This window comes from Peribacillus alkalitolerans, from assembly GCF_010882125.1.
GTDB lineage: Bacteria > Bacillota > Bacilli > Bacillales > DSM-1321 > Bacillus_BN > Bacillus_BN alkalitolerans.
This window is the reverse complement of record NZ_JAAGVZ010000018.1, coordinates 41649-66741: the sequence shown is the minus strand read 5'-3', so window position 1 is coordinate 66741 and position 25093 is coordinate 41649. Positions and strand designations below refer to the sequence as shown.

30 protein-coding genes and 1 pseudogene are annotated in these 25093 nt (G+C 39.0%); 2 read left to right on the top strand and 29 right to left on the bottom strand.

The features are described from left to right. Window positions 1-309: 309 nt before the first annotated feature. Window positions 310-552 carry a hypothetical protein gene (locus G3O09_RS17705; RefSeq protein WP_163102780.1) on the bottom strand — a complete coding sequence of 81 codons (243 nt, stop codon included), beginning with the start codon at window positions 550-552 and terminating at the stop codon, window positions 310-312. Window positions 553-684: 132 nt separating this feature from the next. Between G3O09_RS17705 and pdaB the strand changes: the two genes are divergently transcribed. After that, the gene (pdaB, locus tag G3O09_RS17700) at window positions 685-1437 is read left to right on the top strand and encodes a polysaccharide deacetylase family sporulation protein PdaB (RefSeq protein WP_163102779.1); all 753 of its coding nucleotides are present in this window, start codon (window positions 685-687) and stop codon (window positions 1435-1437) included. Window positions 1438-1486: 49 nt separating this feature from the next. On the opposite strand, the gene G3O09_RS17695 is transcribed toward pdaB, so the two are convergent. Then, the gene (locus G3O09_RS17695; protein WP_163102778.1) at window positions 1487-2113 is read right to left on the bottom strand and encodes a KinB-signaling pathway activation protein; all 627 of its coding nucleotides are present in this window, start codon (window positions 2111-2113) and stop codon (window positions 1487-1489) included. Window positions 2114-2256: 143 nt separating this feature from the next. On the opposite strand from G3O09_RS17695, the gene gerD reads away from it, so the two are divergent. Then, window positions 2257-2895, top strand: a complete 639-nt coding sequence (gerD, locus tag G3O09_RS17690; protein ID WP_163102777.1) for a spore germination lipoprotein GerD — start codon at window positions 2257-2259, stop codon at window positions 2893-2895. Window positions 2896-2960: 65 nt separating this feature from the next. On the opposite strand, the gene G3O09_RS17685 is transcribed toward gerD, so the two are convergent. The 27 genes and pseudogenes from G3O09_RS17685 to rplF form a co-directional block, all read right to left on the bottom strand. Next, a complete protein-coding gene (locus tag G3O09_RS17685; RefSeq protein ID WP_163102776.1) occupies window positions 2961-4013 on the bottom strand; it encodes a P-loop NTPase in 1053 nt (350 codons plus the stop codon). 218 nt (window positions 4014-4231) lie between these two features. Then, window positions 4232-4993, bottom strand: a complete 762-nt coding sequence (gene cwlD / locus G3O09_RS17680) for an N-acetylmuramoyl-L-alanine amidase CwlD (RefSeq protein ID WP_163102775.1) — start codon at window positions 4991-4993, stop codon at window positions 4232-4234. Window positions 4994-5079: 86 nt separating this feature from the next. After that, window positions 5080-5523, bottom strand: coding sequence for a YbaK family protein (locus tag G3O09_RS17675; protein WP_163102782.1), 444 nt, complete (start codon window positions 5521-5523; stop codon window positions 5080-5082). A 235-nt stretch (window positions 5524-5758) separates the two neighbouring features. After that, a pseudogene (locus tag G3O09_RS17670) lies at window positions 5759-5958 on the bottom strand (Fe-Mn family superoxide dismutase); the annotation flags it as partial. Window positions 5959-6088: 130 nt separating this feature from the next. After that, the gene (locus tag G3O09_RS17665) at window positions 6089-7192 is read right to left on the bottom strand and encodes a PLL family lectin (RefSeq protein WP_163102774.1); all 1104 of its coding nucleotides are present in this window, start codon (window positions 7190-7192) and stop codon (window positions 6089-6091) included. Window positions 7193-7409: 217 nt separating this feature from the next. Continuing rightward, entirely contained in the window at window positions 7410-7679 is a 270-nt protein-coding gene (locus G3O09_RS23020) for an Ig-like domain-containing protein (RefSeq protein ID WP_420850358.1), read from the bottom strand. Between the two features lie 55 nt (window positions 7680-7734). After that, window positions 7735-12402 carry a S8 family serine peptidase gene (locus tag G3O09_RS22805; protein WP_163102773.1) on the bottom strand — a complete coding sequence of 1556 codons (4668 nt, stop codon included), beginning with the start codon at window positions 12400-12402 and terminating at the stop codon, window positions 7735-7737. A 368-nt stretch (window positions 12403-12770) separates the two neighbouring features. Continuing rightward, window positions 12771-13163 carry a 30S ribosomal protein S9 gene (gene rpsI / locus G3O09_RS17650; RefSeq protein ID WP_163102772.1) on the bottom strand — a complete coding sequence of 131 codons (393 nt, stop codon included), beginning with the start codon at window positions 13161-13163 and terminating at the stop codon, window positions 12771-12773. A 20-nt stretch (window positions 13164-13183) separates the two neighbouring features. Then, on the bottom strand, window positions 13184-13621 hold the full coding sequence (gene rplM / locus G3O09_RS17645) for a 50S ribosomal protein L13 (RefSeq protein WP_108671986.1): 438 nt from the start codon (window positions 13619-13621) through the stop codon (window positions 13184-13186). 187 nt (window positions 13622-13808) lie between these two features. Next, window positions 13809-14546: a tRNA pseudouridine(38-40) synthase TruA gene (gene truA, locus G3O09_RS17640; RefSeq protein ID WP_163102771.1), complete on the bottom strand. Its 738-nt coding sequence runs from the start codon at window positions 14544-14546 to the stop codon at window positions 13809-13811. 11 nt (window positions 14547-14557) lie between these two features. After that, entirely contained in the window at window positions 14558-15355 is a 798-nt protein-coding gene (locus G3O09_RS17635; protein ID WP_163102770.1) for an energy-coupling factor transporter transmembrane component T family protein, read from the bottom strand. Next, window positions 15352-16221, bottom strand: a complete 870-nt coding sequence (locus G3O09_RS17630; protein WP_163102769.1) for an energy-coupling factor ABC transporter ATP-binding protein — start codon at window positions 16219-16221, stop codon at window positions 15352-15354. Before G3O09_RS17630 ends, G3O09_RS17635 begins: the two co-directional genes overlap by 4 nt. After that, window positions 16206-17036: an energy-coupling factor ABC transporter ATP-binding protein gene (locus G3O09_RS17625; RefSeq protein WP_163102768.1), complete on the bottom strand. Its 831-nt coding sequence runs from the start codon at window positions 17034-17036 to the stop codon at window positions 16206-16208. The genes G3O09_RS17630 and G3O09_RS17625 overlap by 16 nt, the downstream gene beginning before the upstream one ends. 357 nt (window positions 17037-17393) lie before the next feature. Continuing rightward, window positions 17394-17756 carry a 50S ribosomal protein L17 gene (gene rplQ / locus G3O09_RS17620; protein ID WP_163102767.1) on the bottom strand — a complete coding sequence of 121 codons (363 nt, stop codon included), beginning with the start codon at window positions 17754-17756 and terminating at the stop codon, window positions 17394-17396. A 45-nt stretch (window positions 17757-17801) separates the two neighbouring features. Next, window positions 17802-18746, bottom strand: coding sequence for a DNA-directed RNA polymerase subunit alpha (locus G3O09_RS17615; protein ID WP_163102766.1), 945 nt, complete (start codon window positions 18744-18746; stop codon window positions 17802-17804). Between the two features lie 183 nt (window positions 18747-18929). Beyond that, window positions 18930-19319, bottom strand: coding sequence for a 30S ribosomal protein S11 (rpsK, locus tag G3O09_RS17610; RefSeq protein ID WP_108671993.1), 390 nt, complete (start codon window positions 19317-19319; stop codon window positions 18930-18932). Between the two features lie 22 nt (window positions 19320-19341). Next, on the bottom strand, window positions 19342-19707 hold the full coding sequence (rpsM, locus tag G3O09_RS17605) for a 30S ribosomal protein S13 (RefSeq protein ID WP_108671994.1): 366 nt from the start codon (window positions 19705-19707) through the stop codon (window positions 19342-19344). A 22-nt stretch (window positions 19708-19729) separates the two neighbouring features. Then, window positions 19730-19843 carry a 50S ribosomal protein L36 gene (gene rpmJ, locus G3O09_RS17600; protein WP_003156543.1) on the bottom strand — a complete coding sequence of 38 codons (114 nt, stop codon included), beginning with the start codon at window positions 19841-19843 and terminating at the stop codon, window positions 19730-19732. Window positions 19844-19884: 41 nt separating this feature from the next. Next, window positions 19885-20103, bottom strand: coding sequence for a translation initiation factor IF-1 (gene infA / locus G3O09_RS17595; RefSeq protein WP_108671995.1), 219 nt, complete (start codon window positions 20101-20103; stop codon window positions 19885-19887). A gap of 81 nt (window positions 20104-20184) precedes the next feature. Beyond that, complete coding sequence (gene map / locus G3O09_RS17590; RefSeq protein ID WP_163102765.1) at window positions 20185-20931, bottom strand: type I methionyl aminopeptidase; 747 nt, start codon at window positions 20929-20931, stop codon at window positions 20185-20187. Then, on the bottom strand, window positions 20928-21581 hold the full coding sequence (locus G3O09_RS17585) for an adenylate kinase (protein WP_163102764.1): 654 nt from the start codon (window positions 21579-21581) through the stop codon (window positions 20928-20930). The genes map and G3O09_RS17585 overlap by 4 nt, the downstream gene beginning before the upstream one ends. Window positions 21582-21639: 58 nt before the next feature. Next, window positions 21640-22935: a preprotein translocase subunit SecY gene (gene secY / locus G3O09_RS17580; RefSeq protein WP_163102763.1), complete on the bottom strand. Its 1296-nt coding sequence runs from the start codon at window positions 22933-22935 to the stop codon at window positions 21640-21642. Then, entirely contained in the window at window positions 22935-23375 is a 441-nt protein-coding gene (gene rplO / locus G3O09_RS17575) for a 50S ribosomal protein L15 (protein ID WP_163102762.1), read from the bottom strand. Before rplO ends, secY begins: the two co-directional genes overlap by 1 nt. Window positions 23376-23407: 32 nt before the next feature. Continuing rightward, complete coding sequence (gene rpmD, locus G3O09_RS17570; RefSeq protein WP_108672000.1) at window positions 23408-23590, bottom strand: 50S ribosomal protein L30; 183 nt, start codon at window positions 23588-23590, stop codon at window positions 23408-23410. Between the two features lie 14 nt (window positions 23591-23604). Continuing rightward, entirely contained in the window at window positions 23605-24105 is a 501-nt protein-coding gene (gene rpsE, locus G3O09_RS17565; protein ID WP_163102761.1) for a 30S ribosomal protein S5, read from the bottom strand. 24 nt (window positions 24106-24129) lie between these two features. Continuing rightward, window positions 24130-24492 (bottom strand): 50S ribosomal protein L18, encoded by a 363-nt coding sequence (rplR, locus tag G3O09_RS17560; RefSeq protein ID WP_163102760.1) that lies wholly within the window; start codon window positions 24490-24492, stop codon window positions 24130-24132. 31 nt (window positions 24493-24523) lie between these two features. Continuing rightward, window positions 24524-25063, bottom strand: coding sequence for a 50S ribosomal protein L6 (rplF, locus tag G3O09_RS17555; protein WP_163102759.1), 540 nt, complete (start codon window positions 25061-25063; stop codon window positions 24524-24526). Window positions 25064-25093 lie beyond the last annotated feature (30 nt).

Sequence of the window (25093 nt, the reverse complement as noted above, 5' to 3'; positions counted from 1 at the left end):
ATGTATTAGGCACGCCGCCAGCGTTCGTCCTGAGCCAGGATCAAACTCTCCAAAAAGTGTTTGACTTGCTCATAAAATGTCTTATTTAAAAGACTTAAATTTAAACGTTGACGTATTGTTTTGTTTAGTTTTCAAAGAGCAATTTTACTTCGTCGCCCGTAAGCGACTTTTATATAATAACAACTATTCAATTCACTGTCAACAAGTTTTTTCGAAGTTAATTACTTCTTATTTTTACGTTTTGTTATCAGCGACGTTAATAAATATACCAGGCAATTATATCTTGAGTCAATATGTTTTTCTAAAAAATTATTTTGGCATTTTATTATTCTTCTTTGGATAGTTTTTAGTTCTCATGTATTTCAGGCATTCCTTATGTGGTGCTACTCTTGTAAATAGATTAAAGAGAATTTTATACCTTTCTTCCATTGCCCTTTTTACTATATGATCAATCCGGTTATCTTGTAAATCAAATAATATTTCATCCATTTCTCTCTTTAACAAATACTCCATTTCTTTTTGTTCCTTTTCATTAATTAGAAATCCAATCATATGGGCACCTCGATATTTTTTTACTATTTTTTCCACATATTCATTTTTTATGAAACATTTATTTTACATTCAGCATATCCGATATTTTCTCGCATACATTTGTGACAAGGAAACTTTGGACGAGGTGGTTGTATGAATTTATTTTATATAGTGAAAGCAAAAAAACTTAAACAAATCCTATTGATTGGTGCACTTGCTTTTATTACAGCATGGATTTTTTTTCTGCAAAATACTATCAACTCTCCCGTATTTTCTACTGCCAATGGACCAAAAGCAGTATATAAAGGAGAAAAAGACATTGCATTGACATTCAATATTGGCTGGGGGGATGAAAAAGCCGAACCGATACTTGATCAATTGAAAAAGCAAAATGTGAAAGCCGCTACCTTTTTTCTTTCTGGTTCATGGGCTGAACGTCATCCACACATTGTCGAGAGAATTGTGAAAGATGGCTACGAAATCGGGATGCTGGGCTATAACTATAAGGATTACTCTGTTATTGAAGACAAAGATATTGTGCGTGACATTTCAAAGGCTCAAGAAGCATTTAAAAAGCTCAATATCAAAAATATCGAATTGTTACGTGCTCCAACTGGGCACTTTGATAAACGTTTACTTGAAATAGGAGAAAGATTTGGCTATACCGTAGTACACTGGAGTGTTGATTCAAAAGATTGGACAAATCCAGGGGTAGAGAATATTGTTTCAAATATTGAAAAAGCAAAAAAAGGAGATATCATACTCCTTCATGCATCTGACTCAGCCAAACAAACTGTTGTTGCTCTGCCCTCTATTTTACAAGCAGTGAAATCTAAGAACTTAAAACTTGTTACCGTTTCAGAAATGATCGCCAATACCTCTGCAAAAAGCGAGGAAATTAAATAAAAACAAAAGGACTATTCCGAATTAGGATAGTCCTTTTGGGTTTAAGCATTTATTTACTTTTTTTTGCAGCCAATTCTTTTTGTGACTTTTCATTAAGACGGGCAAGGATCAATAGTTGATAAGCATTACATACCAGTAACGGAATTAGCATAAAGAATAACCAGCCCTCATCGTTAGCACGTAATACAGGAACCCACTCAATGACAGTGACCACAATCATAAAAAATAATGATGGAATAAACGCATGATGATTGGTTTGCTTCATTTTAACGTAAGCTACCACTAAGCCTATTATCAAGACTAAAGCTGCCAAACTTATATAAGGAAGAATACTTTCACCGTTTCCAAAAGCAATATAACGAAGATAAACAAGATCAAATATAACAAATGCAATTAGTACTAGTTGAACCCAATTCCATAATCGCTCTGTTTTAAAAATTCCAAGTCCGAACCGATGAATGGTTAAGTATGCAAAAAAACCCATTTGACTGATTACACTAAAAATCAAACCTACACCTATAAACCATAAGAAGGTAGTTATAACCTCGCCAGTCGAAAATGGGGAAAATAAATGTTCAAACTCTTCCCAGCGTGCAATAAAACCAACAATACCTGCTGTTAATCCACCTAAGAGTAATGTGGAAAAAAATAAACGAACTAAATTCCTACTAGTCAAAGTAAAGGCCTCCAATAATCATTATCACATCTATAGATTGTACCAACCAAATTTTTAAAAATCTACAATAATCACCAACGAATAAATTCCTTTGCAACATTTCATATTAATAGTAGAGATAAGTGCGAAAGGAGCATCTAGAAATGACAAAAAGCACTTCATTTATTACCATTACCATTTTAATCTTCATTCTAGCTGGATGTAATCAACAAGAAGCTGGCGCAGGAAAGGCGGATTATGAAGAAACCAAGAAAATGGTTGTCGATATACTAAAAACGGATGATGGAAAAAAAGCGATTCAGGAAGTTATGTCAGATGATAAGATGAAGAGCCAATTAATAATGGATCAGGCGGTTGTGAGTGATACCATCGAAAAAACTGTAATATCTGAAAAAGGGAAGGATTTCTGGAAGAAAACTTTCAAAGACCCTAAGTTCGCTTCAAGTTATGCGAAAAGTATGGAGGAAGAACATAAAAAATTATTGAAGGAATTAATGAAGGACCCTGCGTACCGTGCAACATTGAATGAAATCTTAATGGACAAAGAAATGCAAAAAGAAATTTCAAAGGTTGTAAAAAGTAACGAGGTCCGAGAAGAAATGAAAAAAACCATGATTGAAACCTTCTCTAGTCCGTTATTTCAAGCAAAGATTCAAGGGATATTACTTAAAGCAGCAACTGAACAAGCAGAGGGAAAAGAAGGTGGAGGTAAAGAGAAATCTGGTGGTGGATCTGATGGCGGAGAAGGTGGAGGAGACCAAGGCTCAGAAGGTGGACAATAAAGATTAGCCACTAAATTTGTTAAAAAGTAAACCCTCAATCCATATTTGGATTGAGGGTTATTTAGTTAATTTAGGATACCTACTACTTTTTGTGCAATTTCTTTATATATTTTTCCTAGCTTATGGTCTTCAGCATAGATGGAAGGAGCAAAATCTTCATCGTTCCAATCAGGCTGTTGTAGTGGAAGCTGTCCTAGTAACTCTGTTCTTAGTTCCTCGGCAAGCTTCTCACCGCCACCTTTACCGAATACATATTCTTTTTCTCCAGTAACTTCACTTTCAAAGAAAGACATATTTTCGATTACACCAATTACTTCATGATCTGTACGTAGAGCCATTGCACCTGCTCTAGCAGCTACGAATGCCGCTGTTGGGTGAGGAGTGGTTACGATAATTTCTTTACATGACGGAAGCATTGAATGCACGTCTAGTGCTACGTCACCCGTACCTGGAGGCAAGTCCAATAAAAGATAATCTAACTCTCCCCATTCAACCTCTTGGAAAAAGCTATTTAACATTTTTCCAAGCATTGGACCACGCCAGATGATAGGAGCATTGTCTTCAACAAAAAAGCCCATTGATATAACCTTTACGCCAAATCGTTCAACTGGTATGATTCTTTCTCCCCGAACGACCGGTCTCTTCGTGATTCCCATCATATCAGGAACACTAAAGCCATAAATGTCCGCATCAATAAGGCCCACTTTTTTTCCGAGCCTTGCTAATGAGGTGGCAAGGTTAACTGATATGGTAGATTTCCCTACTCCACCTTTTCCGCTTGCGATGGCAAGAAATGTTGTTTTGCATTCAGGTGATAATAATCCCAAATCCTTTGTAGGTTCTGCAATACGATGTTTGGATAATTCTTCCTCACTTAATGCATTAAAACGGATTCCTACTGATTCAGCCCCAAGTTCCTTTAGCAGCTCAACAATTTTCCCTTGAAGTTGTAATTGTTCCGCCGTACCTGTCTTAGCAATCGCAATTTTTACACTAACATAATTTTTTTCAGGCTTAATTTTGATTTCCTCAATACCATTTGTTTCAAGCAAACTTTTATGTAGGAATGGATCATTCAATCCACTTAATAATTCTTTAATCCTCTGTTCAGTCAACATACGAGCACCGCCTTAATGTATTCGTTTCCAACATCAGTATACCATATTTCAGCAAAACTTAGAGTATCCTAAGCTTTTCATTGATCAACAATTCTAACTTTTCAAATAGGGGATTTCTCTCAACGACGATTATTCCTAATAGTCCCCTGACATCAAGTTACTTCATTGATGATTGAAATATAATCAAAATACCTTGCAATTCAGCAAGGTATCAATGACTAATTTTCATTTTCTATAGGCAATGTAAAAACAGCCGATCCTTTGTCATCTGCCTGAACATATTTTTTCTCTGTAAAATATCTCATAACACCTTTATAAATAGAGGCAGCGATTTGATTTTGGTACACTTTACTTGTTAAATTATTACGTTCAACAGTATTCGATAAAAATCCAACTTCAACCAAAACACCAGGCTTTTTCGCATATTTCATTAAGTAAACATTCCCAATTGGTCGTGCTTCTCGTGTGGTATTGCCTAGATTATCTCTCAATTCCCTTTGAATGAACTTGGCAACTCTTTCATTTTCTTCATATCGTAAACTGTAGAATGTTTGTGCCCCACTCCATCTAGACGAAGGAAATGAATTTAGGTGGAGACTAATAAATAAATCCGCTTCCGATTCATTGATAAGCTCAACCCTTTTCCGTAAATCTTCTCTTTTCCTATTACGAATTCCCTCTGTGTCTTCCCTCGCTAAATCAGTATCTTTCTCCCTAGTCATAATGACTAAAGCGCCTTGTTGCTGAAGATAATCCCGAAGTTTTTCCGTTACAGAAAGAGCAATTTCTTTTTCTACTACACCTGCTGCATCTGCACCACCATCAGGACCCCCATGTCCGGCATCTAAAATGATAACCTTTCCAGTAAGGGGCAAATTCCAAGAATCCCATGAATCATCATCTATAAACTGAAAGGTGACAATCAAAAATAAAATGATGATTCCAATGGCGATAGATGTAAATTTGAATTTCCTCAACATTTTCTAAAACCCCTTCCATACCCTATACATTAAAAAATGTATGGGACAGGCGTAGGTTTTAGAACCTTTTTAGAAAATAGAAGTGATTAATGCAAACGGAGCTTAAAGCGTTTCTTTCCCTTCTCAAATCCATCATGCCACCAGCTTTCTACATACTGATCACACTGATAATATAAAGACTCATTATACAAATCTTGGTCACCGAGCTTACCCCAGTACAAGATAAAATTAAATAAAGTATCTATTAGATGCTTCTTTTCTTGTTCGCATCTTCTATTGACGTCTTCTAACGATTCACCATAATAGCCAAACTTACTATAATTAGCACCTAACAAAAATGCTTCAATGGCCACATCGAAACACCCTTCCTCAAGAACTTGAGAAAAAGAAATACCCAATTTATGATTCCCAAGCAAATAGGTCTGAACACGCTCCTTTAACTGCTTTGGAGATAGTTCCCGCAATACCTTTCGCTCGTATTTAATTTGCTTTTCCTTTCGCCTCTCTTTCAACCCTGTAACCACATTCATCATATATTTACACCTCATTAAAGGATATCAGCAATAGTACTGACAAATCGTAGCAATAATTTGATGCTCGACAAGTCTGATTGAAAGTAGTTTTTGATTAGGTGAGTTCCCTAATTCTCTAAAAGGACAAATTACAGACTGGCAAATATTAATATGGTTTAGAAAGGAGAAGCAAGGAAATAGTAAAAACCCTGATATAAAAAACAGGGCTTATACCAAAAAATAAATTGGTGTTTTAAAATGGTTTCCATTTCAATTGTTCTGCATTTTCAAATCGTTCTTCCACATTGCGCCAGTTTACAATATTCCACCAGTTTTCCACATATTCCGCTCGCTTGGTTTTATATTGTAAGTAATAGGCATGCTCCCATATACGTCAAGGACTAGTAGTGGGATTGTATCCCACTGGATCAGTACCTGATGCTTTTCTGACTGATTACTCAGTTCCTTTCCACTAGTTTCCTTTCATAACGTATGAGTTGAAAATAAGTTTAATTCTTTTCTCCATAATAAAAAGACTCACAACCCGATGGTTAAGAGTCTTTGGTTTTTGTTATTTACAGGATCATGACCACCATTTATGCCACATATGGTCATTAGATCCACGGACAAAGCAATCGATGCGATTTGGTCCCCATGATACAGCGGCTGGTGAAGATCTTACACCATTGCGCGGTGCTCCTAAATCCTCCCATTCACTCCATCTTGAACCGTCCCACCACTTATGCCACATCCGATTATTATCACCGCGTACAAATACATCTAAACGATTTTGCGCCCATGAAGAGACTGCAGGTGCATTCTCAAAACCTACACGTGGAGCTCCAAGATCTTCCCATTCGCTCCATCTTGAACCGTTCCACCATTTATGCCATAAGCGGTCATTTCTTCCTCTGACAAAACAGTCAATCCGATTTGGTCCCCATGAAACTGCGGCTGGGGAGTCCCTGAGTCCGCCTTGTGGTGCTCCAAGATCTTCCCATTCACTCCATCTTGAGCCATTCCACCACTTATGCCACATACGATTGTCGTCCCCTTGTACGAAACAATCTAGACGATTTGCCTGCCATGAAGCAACCGCTGGTGATCCCTTAAATCCTTGTCGAGGTGCTCCAAGATCTTCCCATTCACTCCATCTTGAGCCGTTCCACCATTTATGCCACATCCGGTCCCTTTCTCCTCTTACAAAACAATCGATGCGATTCGGTCCCCATGAAACAGCAGCAGGCGAATCCCTTAATCCTCCACGAGGAGCTCCAAGATCTTCCCATTCACTCCATCTTGAACCATTCCACCATTTATGCCACATATGATTGTTTTCTCCCCGAACAAAACAATCTAGCCTATTCTGTTGCCATGAAGCGACAGCTGGTGCTCCTTTAAAGCCTCCACGTGGGGCACCTAGATCCTCCCACTCTTTCCAGCTGGCACGCCAATCTTCCTCTTGATAATATCCCTCCCAAGGTTGATATTGAGGATAAATGTTTTGAGGAACAGGGTAATACTGAGGATCAGAATAGTTATTACGATAAGGATAACTGTTAGAGTAGTAAGGGTAATAGGACTGATAAATATAAGGGGAGTTTCTTTCATCTAAATTATTTAAATATCCATTTTGGTTATATTCGTAATGGATACCATATTGTTCATTTGGATATCGAAAATGCATATCACTATACCTCCTATTGATGTTTCAAATTTATCATATGTGTATAACATCAATAGGAGTAAGTCCACCTGAGGTCATCACTTATCCACAAGTTATGTAGAGTATTTTTCAAAAAAATTACGGTACATTCCAGCAGCAATCAGAATGTATACCGTAAAGATTAGCATTTGCCTGTTATTGTAGGAAACAACGTCAAAAAGCCCCCAAAGAAATTGTGCTAAAATAAACGTATTGGACAATTAGCTAGACAATTATCGAGTCCAAACTTACACTTAAGTACACAAAAAAAAGACTCCCAACCAAATGGTTGAGTGTCTTTGAAAACGTAAAGATTAACGTTTTGAGAACTGAGGAGTACGACGAGCGCATCAGTAGTGCTCACTTTTGAAACAGTTCCTACTTTTTGAGGACTGATTTTTAGACTGAAGTTTCCTCCAGCATCTGCTTGTCCTGATGCAACTACCACATCATTGTTTTTCACAACAATATTTGCATTCGCATCTGCTTTACCTGTACCTATAGTATCATTGTCGTCAATTTCATTAACGATTGTTGCTTTTATTTACATTTACTTCATTTGAAATCCCAGCGTTCAAACCATCTGTGACTTTCACTCTAAACTTGTAAGAAGTTTTAGCTAACAATCCAGTCACTACTGCATGGTTAGAACCTATTGAAACTGGTTGTACAGTTCTCGCAGTACTCCATGTTACACCATTATCGCTAGATTGCTCAACTTTCACATCAGTTGCATCGACAGCAGCTAACCAGCTAAGTGTAGCTGTATGACTAGACTTCGACGAATTTTTCAATGTGTTAATAGGTGTTGCGATTCCTAACTTATTGAAATAATCTGTAGCGTACTTACCTTCAACTTTTTCTTTCGGTGAAACTGTCGCATCTTGGTTCGATTTGTATAAATTCTTAACGAGATAATTCATATCCGTTGCATTGACAATGCCATCTTGGTTCAAATCTTCAATTTTGAACGTTACATTATCCTGCTGACCGAATTTATTCGCTACTTGCTTCACGTCGAGGACATCAATAACGCCATCCCCATTCACATCACCTGCAGCAGCTTCAGGCTGTAAACCACCTACCCATTTATACGCTCCGATCTCCTCGCCCCAAGTGGTTTTATTGGCTAGATCCACCCTTTGGATGCTCTTTAGATACCCAGGAGCCTCTACCACAATATCGTACGGATTTTTTGATAACGGAATATTCTTCACACTGAAATAACCTTGTGGAGAATCAAGTGTTCCTGGGTATTTCTCTCCAGTAGAACTTAGAGCGTACACTTTTGCTCCAATTTTCGATAGGTCTTTATCCCATATACCATAGAATGGTTCAAGACGTAAAACTGACTCTACATAGGAATGCTTTGGTATAATTTTATAGCTATTTATTAGATTATACGAAGTGATGGTTGTTGGCGTAGATTCCCCAAACTTCGTGTAACTAAATGTTTTCGTATTTTCTTCAGCATCCATTGTATCGTAAAGAATGGACCAATGATCGTCTACTAGCTTGAACGTTACATCAAGGAATGCGATGTCGCCATTAATTCCTTCGAATCCATCGCCGCTAATATGAGCCCCTGCATTGACGGTATATTTAGACCAGTCATAAATTGGATGTTGTTTCACGACAGGTTCGTCAACTGTTACTGTCAAACCGTTTTTCTCGGCATAGTCATGGAACTCTTTATTTACTTTTACATCTACAAATTCAAAGTTCTTGTAGAATCCAACGTCATACGTTCCAGACATCAGTTTTTCAACATTATTCAAACTTAACGTCATCGTTAACGTATCATTTTTGTACACTTTCTTTTTGTCGTAAGTAGGCACTACATAAGGCGTACCTTCCTTAACAAAGGCATAAGGATAAAATTCATTCAATAAATGAGCATTTGATGCCTTATCCATTGGGAATAAAATGACGGTTGTCCCCTTCTCAACCTCTTCTTTCGTTATGCCAAATTTCACGTCTCCGTTATTTTCAATCGGAAAATCTCCATCTGGGAATACTTTCTGATCTTGATAATACCAAAGTAGGTTAGAAGATTGTGTCATCCCAAGTGGCGCTAAAAGATTTGCCCCTTCATCATATACATTGGCGTGAATCCAAAATGCATTATGAGCATTTCCGTTAATGGTTTCCTGTGTAAAGTCTGAATCTTTCACCTCGTATACACCTGGAGCTCTATCCTTAAATGTCAGTTTAGGTAGTGTATTGTCTACAACAAACACTTGCTCCTTCTCGTATGTCTTACCGTCTGCATCTACTGCTCTAAATTTCATTTTATATTGACCTTCTGGTAATGTGGCTAGTGGTGCATTCATATCTGTTTTCTCTTCTTTTGGATCGTCAATAAACGGATAATAATATGGGCTGAAATTTAGAAATAAATCTTCGTCTAGCTGTGCATTTTCAGCATCGATAGGCATTGGACTACTGCTTCCAAGCGGACGGCCATCCTTGGCATAAATTAACGTACGAACGCTCTTAACAGGGCTATTTAATTTAAATGTCAAAGCTCTAAAAGGGCCTTCCAAAAATGGGTGAAACGGATCCCACATCACCGTGCTGATGGATGGATTAGATAGTTCCATAGAGTTAATCCCTTTATCCACTACGCGAACGGCGAACGGCAAACGATAGCTTTCTTGTGGATTTACATGATTGACAATATTCACGTATCCTTCGTATCGGCCCATTTCTGCTGTTCCTGGCACACGAATGGCCGCTGTCAAATCAGCTGATTCTCCTGCTGCAACCGTAATTGATTGTACCGATGTCGTCATTTCTACCTTATTGGACACTGCGTCAAGAATTCCATTTTTAGCTTCCGAATATACATAATGGATATCAAATTCTTTTTGCTGGGCACCTTTATTTTTAATAACGATTTTTCGACTTTCTTCATTCATATCTTTTTCTTTTCTATAGATCGTACCATAAGCAATGGAACCTGTTTCTTCGTCAATTGTGACGATTGAACCATTTTGATCAATGTTTTGTGTTTTGTCCATGACTTTAATAGATACATCTGCGTGAACTGCTTCTTTTACATCCACTAATCCTGCTCCTACTTCATATACAGAATAGTCGCTAGATAACTTATCCGCTGTATTCATTAACGCCGCTTTCACATCAAATGGTGTGTAGTCTGGATGTGCTTGTAAAATAAGTGCTGCAATACCCGCTACATGAGGCGTTGCCATAGATGTTCCAGAAATACGAGCGTAAGCTGATGAATAATCAATACCTTCTTCTGGACTATGAACGTATTCTGGATAGGTGGAATACACAGATACACCCGGCCCCACTACATCAGGTTTAATGTCATAGTTTTTCGTAGTAGGCCCTCTTGAGCTGAAATCAGCTAGATGATTCCCATCCGTTACAACAGAACCTATATTACTAAAAGTAATTGGAGAAGATACTGCTGCTTTTAAACGTTCTCCATCCTCTTTTGTGATACGGAACGCTGGAATAAAGTTTGTATCTTGTGATAAATAACTGTCGATTTTACCATCTACATTGTTATAAATAATAACAGCAGCTGCACCCGCATTTTTCGCGTTTGTAACTTTGTCCACAAATGAGTGCGTTCCACGCTCCACTAATGCGACTTTTCCTGCTAAATCGAGTGGTTGACCATTCTCGTCTTTGTAATCGTCCTGTCCACCTAATCCAACAAAGACGATAGGATACGATTGGTTCAATAACGTATCTAAGTTATCTTTAAAACCTTTTCCTAACAGCATCATGTTGTCAAAGTTTTCACTGCCAACAGTCGCCGACGCTGTAGGGATCCCCATTGGGAAGTCGCTTGCTCCAACAGTAATGCCTAGTGCCGCTGTCCCTGGTGAACCAAGCGTTTTCTCTCCTGAACCTGCGTTTCCTGCTGCAATGACACATGTAACACCAGCAAGTGTAGCATTATTAATCGCAACGGACTCTGCAAGTAGCGGGTCATTCAGTTGAACACCTAGTGATAAGTTGATGACATCCATTCCATCTTGGACCGCTTTATCAATACCACCAATAATGCTGCTTGAAGATCCACTACCATATGGACCTAATACACGGTAACCATATAAATCAACATCCGGAGCAACACCTAAAGCCGGATAATCAACCGTATTTTCTCCTTGACCTGCAATCGTACCTGATACGTGAGTACCATGGGAAGTATAATACTTCTGTTCACCATAATCAGGTTCGCCTGAATTTAACCAATCTTGATACGTCGTCTCCATTGGGTCAGCATCATTATCGACAAAATCCCAACCCTTTACCGCTGTTTGTTCCACCGTCGTTGGATCTTCTCCATCTGTTTTACGATATCCTTTATATACATTCTTTAAATCTGGATGGTTGTAATCAATACCTGTATCAAGGACACCGACTTTAATTCCTGCACCTGTAACGCCTTCTGTATGCAAACCTTCAATACCTGGAAGAGGAATGGAATTCTCTTTCAACGTATTTGTAGAAGTATTTTGCGCAGACACATTTACCTTCTCTGTCCGCGAAGTCGTAGTTGTCGATTGTGCATTATCTGCTTTCAAATTATTAGCATTGGAGCCTTCTGGTCCGATTGGATCAATTTTCACAACATGATCATTAAAAATTCGGTTGACTAAGCCTGACTCTAATAGTTTTCCAACATCTGTTCCCGGAAGTGTCATTGCTACTCCGTTGAACGCATGCTTGTATTCTTGAGTAATCTGAATTTTAGGCTGTGAAGTAGTATTAAACGGAGTGATTGCACTAACTCCTGCTTTTTGCCTAGCTTTTGTTTGAACAAAATCTTTAAACTTTTGATGCGTATCATTGACCGCTTTAGTAGCGTCTTTTAACGAAATTTCGTCTCCAGCTATTTGCTGCTGAAGGACTGCTACTTTTGCTGGTGCTTGTTTAAATTCTACAATTACGCGAACGGGCTCAGGGCTGCTGAGGTTGATTTGTGGAGAAATTTTTAATTCACTCTCAGTGCTAATTTTGTTCATTGCCTCTAACTGCTCTGGTGTTAAATTAAATTTCCCTGTTAGAGATTGACTACCTGAAACCTTACCTTCAATAGTGCTTGGGATTGAATTTTCTGCCATAACATTTAATGGAATGACTGTAGACATAATTAAACAACTTAATGTTGTCTTTATCAGATTTTTTTTAAACCTATTTTTCCCCAAATTCCTCTCCCCCTGTACGAATGTTTCTTTTATTAAAATATTTAGATAACTATTACATATAGTAGTTGAGGTTTTTGGCATAGTAAATTGGGGGAATTTGATGTTGAATTGTTAAAAATTGAAGGATTTTATCGCTTAAATGAATATATAATTCTAACTTTTGTTGATATATTAATGTTTTACGCTATCGAATCTTGGGGGAATTTACGATAAAACGTTAGAATGTAGGAGGAAATGATAATTTTCAGAAATTAGTAAATAGTGGATTTACGAGGCTTTATTCGACAAAAATAATAAAGAACTATAGTTTACAACAAAAAAAAAGACCCCCAACCAAAATAGTTGAGAGTCTTTGAAAACGCAAAAGATTAACGTTTTGAGAACTGAGGAGCACGACGAGCACCTTTAAGACCGTATTTCTTACGCTCTTTCATACGTGCGTCACGAGTTAATAAGCCAGCAGCTTTTAATGCTCCACGGTATTCTGGATCAGCTTGTAATAATGCGCGAGCGATACCATGACGGATAGCGCCAGCTTGGCCAGTGAATCCACCGCCGTTTACATTTACAAGGATATCGTAGCTTCCAGTTGTTTCAGTAGCAACAAGTGGTTGCTTAACTACAAGGATTAAAGCTTCGAATGGGATATATTCATTGATTTCACGACCGTTGATAACGATGCGACCGTCGCCTGGTACTAAACGTACACGAGCAACAGAGCTCTTACGACGACCAGTGCCATAATATTGAACTTGTGCCAAAGTAGTTACCTCCTTAAAAATTATCCGCGTAATTCATATACTTCTGGTTGTTGAGCTTGTTGCTTGTGCTCAGGACCAGCGTATACGTGTAATTTTTTGAACATTTGACGACCTAAAGAATTCTTTGGAAGCATACCTTTGATAGCAAGCTCCAACATTTTCGTTGGGTAGTTAGTTCTCATTTCAAGAGCAGTTCTTTGCTTAAGACCACCAGGGAAATTAGTGTGACGGTAGTAAATCTTGTCAGATAATTTCTTACCTGTTAAGTGGATTTCTGAAGCATTGATAATGATTACATGATCACCAGTGTCAACGTGTGGTGTGAAAGTTGGTTTGTTTTTACCACGTAAGATGGATGCTACTTCACTAGCAAGACGACCTAAAGTTTGTCCCTTAGCGTCAATAACGTACCATTTACGATCGATTTCATTTGCTTTCGCCATGAATGTCGTACGCATTGTTTTACCTCCTAGAAAAATCTGTTCGATATATTTATTTTCAATCACAATAAACTTCCGGGGCTTATCGTGGGATTAAAATACATACCATATTATATTATCGCCTTGTACCCCTATTGTCAAGCGAATGTTACACCAGGAATAGTTGTCATGTGATTTTTTTTCAAAAAAACGTTTTTCGCATGCTTTAATAAAAAACTTCCCATAAAAACAGTCCCTGTGCTGGCGCTGTCTTACCTGCCCGATTACGGTTCTTTGCTTCTAGTATGTTAGGTAAATCCTCCGGCTCTCGAGCGCCAGCTCCAATTTCTAGCAAAGTTCCCGTCAAGATACGGACCATATTATATAAGAATCCGTTCCCCCTGTAGCAAAGGGTTAATTGAGATTCATTTTGAATACATTCAATATTCATGATCGTTCGGACTTTATCCTCCACATCTGTTTTAGCAGAGCAAAAACTAGTGAAATCATGTGTACCAATCAGATAGGAGGAAGCTTGGACCATTCTATTCACATCAAGAGGATATGGGTAATGAAATGCATAGTTTCGATTAAATGGATTTCTTTCCTTACTTAAATCGATATAGTACCGATATTCCTTTCCTTTTGCATCAAACCTGGAATGAAAATGGTTATCTACTATTTCAACATCCATTACCGAAATATCCTCAGGTAGCGTTGAATTCAATGCTTTCTTCCAATTGGCTGGTAGAATCATCAGGTTCGTATCAAAATGAATGACTTGTCCTTTTGCATGGACTCCGGCATCCGTTCTACCAGAAGCAGCTATTCGAACTGTTGATCCTTTGTGAATGTGCTTAAGAACTTTTTCGAACTCGCTTTGCACAGTTCTTTTATCCACTTGTACTTGATAGCCAGAAAATAAGGTACCATCATAAGAAATTGTACATTTTACTCTATGCATACATTCACCCATCAATTTCTCATTAAAATAAGCAATGCTGTTAAAACAAGCATTGACATCAAGAGGATGGAATCATATTTTCCCCATTGAAGCAGTCGATATTTGGTTCTTCCTTCTCCACCTCTGTACCCTCTTGCTTCCATTGCAATCGCCAACTCTTCTGCCCGTTTGAAAGAATTCACAAAAAGTGGGACAAGCAAAGGGACGATTGATTGGACCCTCTCTTTAATCGGCCCACTCGTAAAATCCACTCCACGGGCAGCTTGAGCTTTCATGATTTTATCCGTTTCTTGCATAAGGGTCGGGATAAATCGCAAGGAAATTGACATCATTAATGCCAGTTCATGCACGGGTAGCTTCCACTTCTTTAATGGATTTAATAATTGTTCCATTCCATCAGTAATGGATATGGGGGTCGTAGTTAAAGTCAGTAACGATGTAATTAGAATAAGAAATGTGAAACGCATCGATATAAAAATACCTTGGCGAATCCCACCCTCGTATACCTCTAGCCATCCAAGCTTATAGAGCAATTCTCCTTCTTTGGTGAAAAACACATGAAGCAGGAAGGTAAACAAGATTAACCACAATATTGGTTTTAAACCGTTCACTAAGAAACGAAGTGGAATTTTAGATAACAACAGAACCACCACGGTAAATAAACCTAGTATTCCGTATGTCACAGCGTTATTAGCAAGAAATACTATACAAACAAAGAAGAAGACTAATAATAGCTTCGATCTAGGATCAAGCCGATGAATGATAGATTCTGAAGGGACATAACGACCAAATATCATTTTATCCATCATGGTCGATTCCCCCTTTGTAACACTTGTCCAATTTCTTTTGCTAAAGACTCTACGGTTAGACAAGGCTGATCGAATCGAATGCCCATCTCTTTCTGAAGGGTCAGCTGGAAACGGACTGTTTCTGGGACATCCAAGCCAAGTTCCATTAACTGTTCAGGCTGAGAGAAAATATCATTAGGGGTTCCCTTTTTAAACACTGTTCCTTGATGCATAATGACAATCTCATCCGCATACTTCGCAGCATCTTCCATACTATGAGTTACAAGTATCGTAGTGATTCCATGCTTTTTATGAAGATCAGCAAACATGTCCATGATTTCTTGGCGTCCTCTAGGGTCAAGTCCAGCGGTGGGTTCATCTAAGACGAGGACCTCTGGTTCCATGGCTAACACGCCTGCAATGGCTACTCTTCTCATTTGTCCTCCTGATAAATCAAACGGAGACTTTTCAAGGATGGCTTCTTCTAATCCGACTTGTTTTAAGGCTGTACGAGCAAGCTTCTTAGCTTCTTCTTCAGATACACCAAAATTCATTGGACCGAATGAAATATCTTTTTCCACCGTTTCATCAAACAACTGATGTTCAGGAAACTGAAATACTATTCCTACTTTCTTTCTAATAGGCTTTAAATGTTTTTCCTTTTTACCAGCCTCAATTGTTCGATCGCCAATCACCACTCTGCCTTTAGTAGGTTTTAAAAGACCATTTAGATGTTGAAGCAAGGTAGACTTACCTGAACCCGTATGTCCGATTATAGCAATGTATGAACCTTCTGAAATGGCCAAATTCACATCATAAAGGGCTAAACGTTCAAAAGGGGTATTTGCCTGATAACGGTGCTCTACATCTTTCAGTTCAACTTGCATAGCTCACTCACCAACTCTTCTTTCGATAAATACCGGTTTGATTTTAATACCCCTTGTTCTAAAAGCTGTTTTGAAAGTTTGATGGAAAATGGGATATCAAGGCCAAGCGAAACCAATTCTTCGTCTAACTTAAAAATATCAGCTGGTGTGCCTTCCTGATATTTCATTCCACGATTCATGACGATAATACGATCAGCCTTAGCAGCTTCCTCTAGATCATGAGTGATCGATATGACCGTTAAGGATTTGTTATTCATCAGTTCTCTAACGGTTTCAAGTACTTCTTCTCTACCCCTAGGATCTAGCATTGATGTCGCTTCATCTAAAATAATAATGCTAGGTTGAAGGGCTAACACCCCAGCAATGGCTACACGTTGCTTTTGACCACCTGAAAGATGGTGCGGCTCTTGATTGAGAAATTGACTCATCTTAACTTTGGAAAGTGATTCCATAACACGTTGATTCATTTCTAGTTGTGGAATCCCTGCGTTTTCTAAACCAAAAGCCACATCATCCTGAACCGTCGTTCCAACAAACTGATTATCAGGGTTTTGGAAAACCATTCCTACTTCTTTCCGTATATCCCAAACCGTAGTGGAAGACAACTCCATTCCTTTAACTCGTATCTTACCCTTTTCAGGAAATTGAAGACCATTGAGAAGTTTTGCCATCGTGGACTTACCTGAACCATTATGCCCTACAATAGCCAGCCATTCCCCTTCAAATACTGATAATGAAACATTAGTCAAAGCATATCCACTTTGACCTTCGTATTTAAAATAGACCTCTTCAACAGTGACAAGCTCTTTCTTCATAAGATCATCCCCTAAACTCAACTTAGCTATATCTATTCTCATCTATATTTTTGACAATATAAAAAAACGCTGCACCCCTCCTAAAGAAACATACATTCCTTAGTTGAATAGCAGCTTCATTCAGATTCCTCTGAATATCGTATAACTCTTTCCGATTGAAAGAGATAGGAGGGGTACAAGAGCTAGACGCGAAGCATAAATGAATATGCAGCCATCGTATCACTCAATGCGTATTTCTTATTATGGAAGTCTGACGTACACTTCCAAGTAACAAGTACTCTACCATGTAGAATACCTATTAAAAAAGGGCAAAGACAAGTTAGTTATAAACTGTCCCCGCCCTTTTAAAGAGTTATATTAAACTAACTCAATAATCACCATTGGAGCTCCGTCTCCACGACGAGGACCCATTTTCATGATGCGAGTATATCCACCTTGACGCTCTTGGTAGCGAGTAGCGATATCACCGAATAACTTCTGAACTGCATCTGTACCGTTTTCAGCATCAGCCACTTCATGACGAACGTAAGCAGAAGCTTGACGACGTGCATGTAAGTCACCACGTTTACCAAGAGTGATCATTTTTTCCACAACAGAACGAAGTTCTTTCGCACGAGTTTCTGTTGTTTCGATACGCTCATGGATAATTAGGTCAGTAGTCAAATCACGAAGTAATGCTTTACGTTGTGCGCTTGTGCGTCCTAACTTTCTGTAACCCATTGAGAGATTCCCTCCTTTGTTGAAGTCATTATCTATTTAGTCAACTTAGTCGTCTTTACGAAGACCTAAGCCTAGCTCTTCAAGTTTCGCTTTCACTTCTTCAAGTGATTTACGTCCCAAGTTACGAACCTTCATCATATCTTCTTCCGTTTTATGAGCAAGCTCTTGAACGGTATTGATTCCAGCACGTTTTAAGCAATTGTAAGAACGAACAGAAAGATCTAGTTCCTCAATAGTCATTTCAAGAACTTTTTCTTTTTGGTCTTCTTCCTTTTCAACCATGATTTCAGCATGTTGAGCTTCATCAGTTAAACCGACAAAAATGTTCAAATGCTCTGTTAAAATCTTGGATCCAAGTGCTATCGCTTCTTTAGGACCAGTACTTCCATCAGTCCATACATCAAGCGTTAGCTTGTCATAGTTTGTCATTTGGCCTACACGTGTATTTTCTACTTGGTAGGAAACACGTGAAACTGGAGTATAGATAGAGTCGATAGGAATTACACCAATCGGTTGATCCTCTCTCTTGTTTTGGTCTGCTGGAGTATAACCGCGTCCACGACGAGCAGTTAAACGCATACGTAAATGACCGTTTTTGCCAATAGTGGCAACGTGTAAATCAGGATTTAAGATTTCCACATCACTGTCATGTGTAATATCAGCAGCCGTGACAACTCCTTCACCCTGCACATCAATTTCTAGCGTCTTTTCTTCATCGGAATAAATCTTAAGAGCTAGCTTTTTCACATTCAGAATAATAGAAGTAACATCTTCTACGACGCCTTCAATTGTTGAGAACTCATGCAGTACTCCATCTATCTGAATAGATGTGACAGCGGCACCTGGGAGTGAGGATAATAGGATACGACGCAAGGAGTTACCTAGAGTTGTACCATACCCACGCTCAAGTGGCTCGACGACGAACTTACCGAACTTGGCGTCATCGTTGATTTCAACCGTTTCGATTTTTGGTTTTTCTATTTCAATCATTCAATAAACCCTCCTTCAAAACGTCAAAACCTCGGCTAGTGATCAACTAAACACTAAACTAACCGAAATTCCCCATGTTTACTTTCCCAATTGTGCGCAACAACTGAATTAATCATTCTGTAATAACGCATAGTTTCTATCATATCCCATTATTGACAGGGATACAAATTCTATACAGAAAAATTAAACACGGCGACGTTTTGGTGGACGGCATCCGTTATGTGGAACTGGAGTAACGTCTTTAATAGCTGTAACTTCTAATCCTGCAGCTTGAAGTGCACGGATAGCAGCTTCACGTCCAGAACCAGGTCCTTTTACAGTTACTTCAAGAGTTTTCATACCATGTTCAATCGAAGCTTTAGCTGCAGTTTCAGCTGCCATTTGAGCTGCGAATGGAGTAGATTTACGAGATCCTTTGAAACCAAGAGCACCAGCACTTGACCAAGAAAGAGCGTTCCCGTGAGAATCTGTAATCGTAACAATAGTGTTATTGAAAGTAGAACGGATATGAGCGATACCAGTTTCAATATTCTTTTTCACACGACGCTTACGAGTATTTGTTTTACGAGCCATGAATAAGTCCCTCCTTTACAGATTATTTTTTCTTGTTAGCTACAGTACGACGAGGGCCTTTGCGCGTACGAGCATTGTTTTTAGTATTTTGACCACGAACAGGAAGACCACGACGATGACGAAGACCACGGTAGCAACCGATTTCCATTAAACGTTTGATGTTTAATGAGATCTCACGACGAAGATCACCTTCAACCTTCAACTTGTCAATGCTTTCACGGATTTTGTTTAATTCATCCTCAGTCAAATCGCGCACACGAGTATCTTCAGAGATACCCACTTCTGCTAAGATTTTTTGAGCAGTGATTTTTCCAATACCATAGATATATGTTAAAGAAATAACAATACGCTTGTCACGTGGAACATCCACACCAGCAATACGTGCCATCTAGAGTGCACCTCCTTCAGTATTAACCTTGTTTTTGTTTATGCTTAGGGTTTTCACAAATAACCATTACTTTACCTTTTCTACGAATAACTTTACATTTTTCGCAGATTGGCTTAACTGATGGTCTCACTTTCATTGATACCTAACCTCCTTATACAGATCGGAGTGTAACCAGATTTATTTAAATCGGTAAGTGATTCTGCCGCGAGTTAGATCATACGGTGAAAGCTCTACTGTGACTTTATCACCAGGTAGAATGCGAATGAAGTGCATGCGGATTTTACCTGACACATGAGCTAGAACAGTATGACCATTTTCTAATTCTACCTTAAACATTGCATTTGGCAAAGTTTCTTGAACAGTGCCTTCGATTTCAATTACATCATCTTTTGCCATGATTTACGTCTCCCTTCTTTAAAAGACAAAAAGTCTCTTTGCTACCTTCCAACCTCAACCTATTTTGAACATTATAGAGAATTAGATTTTGGTCAATATTTCATAACCATTTTCAGTAATTGCAATAGTATGTTCAAAGTGAGCACACATTTTCCCGTCAATTGTTACAACAGTCCAATCATCCTCTAAGGTCTTAACGTATCGGCTACCTGCATTCACCATTGGTTCAATGCATAACACCATACCAGGTTTTAAACGAGGACCTTTATTTGGAGGACCGTAGTGAGGAATCTGAGGATCCTCATGTAAGTCTTGACCGATTCCGTGTCCAACATACTCTCGAACGATCGAGAACTTGTTTTCCTCCACATAGGTTTGAATGGCATGGGAGATGTTTGAAAGACGCACGCCTGGCATAGCTTCTTTCAACCCTCTATATAAGGACTCTTCGGTTACATCTAAGAGTCTTTGCGATTCTTCATCAATTGATCCAACAGCATACGTCCAAGCGGAATCACCATGATAGCCGTTATACTTCGCACCGATATCGATACTAATTATATCACCTTCATTAAGGACTCTAGCACCTGGAATACCGTGTACCAATTCATTATTTACAGAAGCGCAAATGCTACCGCGAAAACCATTATATCCTTTAAAAGAAGGAATTGCATCATGTTTACGAATAAAGCTTTCGGCAATTGCATCCAGCTCTAATGTCGTGATGCCAGCTACGATATGTTTTTTTAACTCTTGATGAGTTAAAGCTACAATCTTACCAGCTTCACGCATGATTTCGATTTCGCGCGGGGTTTTACAAATGATCATTTGCGCAATCCCCCAAGCAGTTCTTCGATATCTGTGAATACTATATTAATATCTTGCTGACCATTGATTTTACGTAGATAGCCTTTATCTTCATAAAATGATAAAAGTGGCTGCGTTTGCTTCATGTTAACTTCAAGGCGGTTTTGAACCGTCTCTTCATTATCATCTGCGCGCTGGTAAAGTTCTCCACCACAACGATCACAAACCCCATCCTTCGCAGGTGGATTGAATACAAGATGATAAGTAGCACCACAATCTTTACAAATACGACGACCTGTTAGTCTTTCCATCAGGATTGACTGATCAACATCGACATGGATGACGAAGTCGATTGGTCTTTCCAATCCAGAAAGCATGTTTTCCAAAGCCTCTGCTTGAGCAACAGTTCTAGGGAAACCATCTAATAAGAAACCGTTTTTGCAATCCGGCTTAGCAAGCCTTTCACGAACAATACCAATTGTAACCTCATCAGGTACTAAAGCGCCTTGATCCATAAAAGATTTTGCTTGTAAACCAAGTTCCGTACCATCTTTAATGGCTGCTCGGAACATATCTCCAGTTGAGATATGAGGGATATTGTATTTTTCAACAATCTTTTCAGCTTGAGTACCTTTACCTGCACCCGGTAGCCCCATTAGAACTAAATTCATTTTATTTCCCCCTCAAACTCTATAATGGGTTAAGGGAACTGGCTGTTCCCAAAACCAATTATTTTATAAATCCTTTATAATGACGCTTAACTAGTTGAGCTTCCAACTGCTTCATAGTTTCAAGAGCAACCCCAATGACAATCAGTAAGCTTGTGCCACCAATTTGTGCAGATTGTGGAAGTCCAGCGAACTTAATGAAGAAGACTGGTAGAACAGCTATTAGTGCAAGGAATAATGAACCCACAAACGTCAAGCGATATAACACACGAGTTAAATACTCTTCAGTGTTCTTCCCTGGACGGATACCAGGAACATAACCCCCTTGCTTCTTCAAGTTTTCAGCAACTTGTTCAGGGTTAACCTGAATAAATGCGTAGAAATATGAGAAAGCAACGATTAAGGCAATGTAAAGGATCATACCAACAGGCTTAGTATAGTCAAACGTACTCGTTATCCATCGAGTAACATCGTTTGGACCAAAGAACCCAGCAATTGTTGGAGGTGTAACAATGAATGATATCGCAAAAATAACAGGAATAACTCCTGCTGCATTCACTTTTAAAGGTAGATGGGTAGATTGACCACCTGTCGTAGAACGACCGGTTGCAGCACGTTTAGCGTACTGAATCGGTATTTTACGTAGTGCTTGTTGGATGAAAATAACACCAACTAAAATCGCAAGAACTGCAAGGATGATAAGTACAACCGTTACAATTCGTAGGAATAACTGATCTCCAGCATTTTCAAACTGTTGCGCGTAGATTTGGTTAGCCGTTGTTGGAATACCAGCTACGATACCAGCAAAAATGATGACCGAAATACCATTCCCAACACCCTTTGATGTAATTTGTTCACCAAGCCACATCAAGAATGCTGTTCCTGCAGTTAAAACTGTTGCGATTAACAAATACGTACTGATACCTGGTTTTTCAATTAACATACCACCAGCCATGTTATTAAAGCCGTAGGACATTCCAAGCGCCTGGATAAAACCTAGCACAATTGTTCCATAGCGGGTAAACTGAGCTAATTTGCGGCGACCTACTTCACCTTGCTTGGACCATTCAGTGAACTTAGGAACAACATCCATTTGTAACAACTGAATGATAATCGATGCAGTAATGTACGGCATGATTCCCATTGCAAGAATTGAGAAGTTCTGTAAAGCACCTCCGCCAAAGGTATTCAGTACTCCGAATACACTTACAGCATCTTGGGCTTTTAGGAAGTCTGCATTCACATGTGGAACCGGGATAAAGGTTCCAATGCGAAATACTATTAACATTAATAGGGTGAATAATATCTTGTTACGGATTTCACCCACGCGCATAAAATTGGAGATCGTGCGAAACATTAAATCACCTCAGTTTGACCGCCAGCAGCTTCGATAGCTTCTTTTGCAGCTGAGGAGAATTTGTGAGCTTTGACAGTAAGCTTTTTCTCAACCTTACCTTTAGCAAGAATTTTGATTCCTGCTTTTTCTTTCTTCACAACACCTGTTTCGATCAATAAAGCTGGAGTTATTTCAGTACCATCTTCGAAAAGATTCAGAGTATCTAAATTAACAACAGCGTAGTCTTTACGGTTAATGTTCGTGAAACCGCGTTTTGGAAGACGTTGGAATAAAGGTGTTTGACCACCTTCGAATCCAGGACGTACTCCTCCACCTGAACGTGCGTTTTGACCTTTATGACCTTTACCAGCTGTTTTACCATTACCAGACCCGATGCCGCGACCTTTACGTTTGCGTTCTTGACGGGATCCTTCTGCAGGTTTTAATTCATGAAGTTTCATTTTGGCACCTCCTTGTTAAGAGAAAAATAGAATTATTGTTCTTTGACAGTAACAAGGTGAGAAACCTTATTAATCATACCGCGAATCGCAGGGTTATCATTATGAACAACTGTTTGATGCATTTTTCGTAAACCAAGCGTATTTACTGTCACGCGTTGATCTTCAGGACGACCAATCAAGCTGCGAGTGAGGGTAATTTCTAATTTGTTTGCCATTTGATTTTCCCTCCTTATCCTAACAGTTCTTCTACTGATTTACCACGTAATTTTGCTACGTCCTCAGCACGTTTTAATTGCTTTAACCCGTCCATAGTAGCACGAACCATGTTGATTGGTGTGTTTGTGCCAAGAGATTTAGAAAGAATATCGCTAACACCAGCTAATTCAAGTACCGCACGAACCGGTCCACCAGCGATAACCCCAGTACCTTCAGAAGCAGGCTTCAAAAGGATCTCTCCAGCACCAAATTGACCAAGAACCTGGTGTGGGATTGTTGTATTTACCATAGGTACAGTAATTAAGTTTTTCTTCGCATCTTCGATTGCTTTACGGATAGCATCTGGAACCTCTTGTGCTTTACCAGTTCCGAAACCTACATGACCGTTTTTGTCTCCAACTACTACTAGTGCAGTGAAACGGAAACGACGTCCACCTTTTACAACCTTCGCTACGCGATTAACCGTAACTACACGTTCTTCAAGTTCTAATTTATTAGGATCGATACGACGCATCTTTATATGTCCCTCCTTTTTCCATTAAAATTCTAAGCCGTTTTCACGAGCAGCTTCTGCCAAAGCTTTCACACGACCATGGTAGAGGTAACCGCCGCGGTCGAAAACCACAGAAGTATAACCTTTTTCAGATGCATTTTTTGCGATTGCTTCGCCAACTTTTTTAGCTGCTTCGATGTTGCTTGTTCCTTCCAATCCTAGATTTTTATCTAGAGTAGAAGCACTTGCAATTGTTTTGCCGTTCACATCATCAATTAGTTGAGCATAAATGTGTGTGTTTGAACGGAACACATTTAAACGAGGACGAGATTCAGTTCCAGAAAGTTTAGCACGAACACGTGCATGTCTTTTCTTACGAACAGAGTTTTTATCCTGCTTCGTAATCATTTGGGTCACTCCTTTCGTTTACCTATGCGGCTTACTTACCTGTTTTACCTTCTTTACGACGAACGAATTCGCCTTCATAACGGATTCCTTTGCCTTTATAAGGCTCTGGAGGACGAACACCGCGGATGTTAGCAGCTAAAGCTCCAACGCGCTCCTTGTTCGCACCTTTTACGATGATTTTAGTGTTTGTTGGAACTTCAACTTCAAGTCCAGCTTCTGGCTCGATCTCAACAGGGTGAGAATAACCAACGTTCAAGACAAGTTTAGTTCCTTGTTTTTGAGCACGGTAACCGACACCGATAAGCTCAAGACCTCTTTCGAAGCCTTTAGAAACGCCTTCAACCATGTTTGAAAGAACAGCACGAGTCGTACCATGTAAAGCACGGTGGATCTTTTCATCAGAAGGACGAGTGATTGTGATCAAGTTCTCTTCTTGGCTGATTGTAATATCTGTATTAAAAGAGCGAGTTAATTCGCCTTTAGGTCCTTTTACAGTGACTGTGTTGTCGTCTGCAATTGTAACTGTAACTCCAGTTGGAATTTCAATTGGTTTTTTACCTACGCGAGACATCTAGTGCACCTCCATTCGTGAAAAAAATTA

Coding starts and splice junctions, on each gene's coding strand:
- G3O09_RS17705 (WP_163102780.1), bottom strand. CDS start 552: ATGATTGGATTTCTAATTAATGAAAAGGAACAAAAAGAAATGGAGTAT.
- pdaB (WP_163102779.1), top strand. CDS start 685: ATGAATTTATTTTATATAGTGAAAGCAAAAAAACTTAAACAAATCCTA.
- gerD (WP_163102777.1), top strand. CDS start 2,257: ATGACAAAAAGCACTTCATTTATTACCATTACCATTTTAATCTTCATT.
- G3O09_RS17685 (WP_163102776.1), bottom strand. CDS start 4,013: ATGTTGACTGAACAGAGGATTAAAGAATTATTAAGTGGATTGAATGAT.
- cwlD (WP_163102775.1), bottom strand. CDS start 4,993: ATGTTGAGGAAATTCAAATTTACATCTATCGCCATTGGAATCATCATT.
- G3O09_RS17675 (WP_163102782.1), bottom strand. CDS start 5,523: ATGAATGTGGTTACAGGGTTGAAAGAGAGGCGAAAGGAAAAGCAAATT.
- G3O09_RS17665 (WP_163102774.1), bottom strand. CDS start 7,192: ATGCATTTTCGATATCCAAATGAACAATATGGTATCCATTACGAATAT.
- rplM (WP_108671986.1), bottom strand. CDS start 13,621: ATGCGTACGACATTCATGGCGAAAGCAAATGAAATCGATCGTAAATGG.
- truA (WP_163102771.1), bottom strand. CDS start 14,546: ATGCATAGAGTAAAATGTACAATTTCTTATGATGGTACCTTATTTTCT.
- G3O09_RS17635 (WP_163102770.1), bottom strand. CDS start 15,355: ATGATGGATAAAATGATATTTGGTCGTTATGTCCCTTCAGAATCTATC.
- G3O09_RS17630 (WP_163102769.1), bottom strand. CDS start 16,221: ATGCAAGTTGAACTGAAAGATGTAGAGCACCGTTATCAGGCAAATACC.
- G3O09_RS17625 (WP_163102768.1), bottom strand. CDS start 17,036: ATGAAGAAAGAGCTTGTCACTGTTGAAGAGGTCTATTTTAAATACGAA.
- rplQ (WP_163102767.1), bottom strand. CDS start 17,756: ATGGGTTACAGAAAGTTAGGACGCACAAGCGCACAACGTAAAGCATTA.
- G3O09_RS17615 (WP_163102766.1), bottom strand. CDS start 18,746: ATGATTGAAATAGAAAAACCAAAAATCGAAACGGTTGAAATCAACGAT.
- rpsK (WP_108671993.1), bottom strand. CDS start 19,319: ATGGCTCGTAAAACAAATACTCGTAAGCGTCGTGTGAAAAAGAATATT.
- rpsM (WP_108671994.1), bottom strand. CDS start 19,707: ATGGCACGTATTGCTGGTGTGGATGTTCCACGTGACAAGCGTATTGTT.
- rpmJ (WP_003156543.1), bottom strand. CDS start 19,843: ATGAAAGTGAGACCATCAGTTAAGCCAATCTGCGAAAAATGTAAAGTT.
- infA (WP_108671995.1), bottom strand. CDS start 20,103: ATGGCAAAAGATGATGTAATTGAAATCGAAGGCACTGTTCAAGAAACT.
- map (WP_163102765.1), bottom strand. CDS start 20,931: ATGATCATTTGTAAAACCCCGCGCGAAATCGAAATCATGCGTGAAGCT.
- G3O09_RS17585 (WP_163102764.1), bottom strand. CDS start 21,581: ATGAATTTAGTTCTAATGGGGCTACCGGGTGCAGGTAAAGGTACTCAA.
- secY (WP_163102763.1), bottom strand. CDS start 22,935: ATGTTTCGCACGATCTCCAATTTTATGCGCGTGGGTGAAATCCGTAAC.
- rplO (WP_163102762.1), bottom strand. CDS start 23,375: ATGAAACTTCATGAATTAAAACCTGCAGAAGGATCCCGTCAAGAACGC.
- rpmD (WP_108672000.1), bottom strand. CDS start 23,590: ATGGCAAACAAATTAGAAATTACCCTCACTCGCAGCTTGATTGGTCGT.
- rpsE (WP_163102761.1), bottom strand. CDS start 24,105: ATGCGTCGTATCGATCCTAATAAATTAGAACTTGAAGAACGTGTAGTT.
- rplR (WP_163102760.1), bottom strand. CDS start 24,492: ATGATTACGAAGCAGGATAAAAACTCTGTTCGTAAGAAAAGACATGCA.
- rplF (WP_163102759.1), bottom strand. CDS start 25,063: ATGTCTCGCGTAGGTAAAAAACCAATTGAAATTCCAACTGGAGTTACA.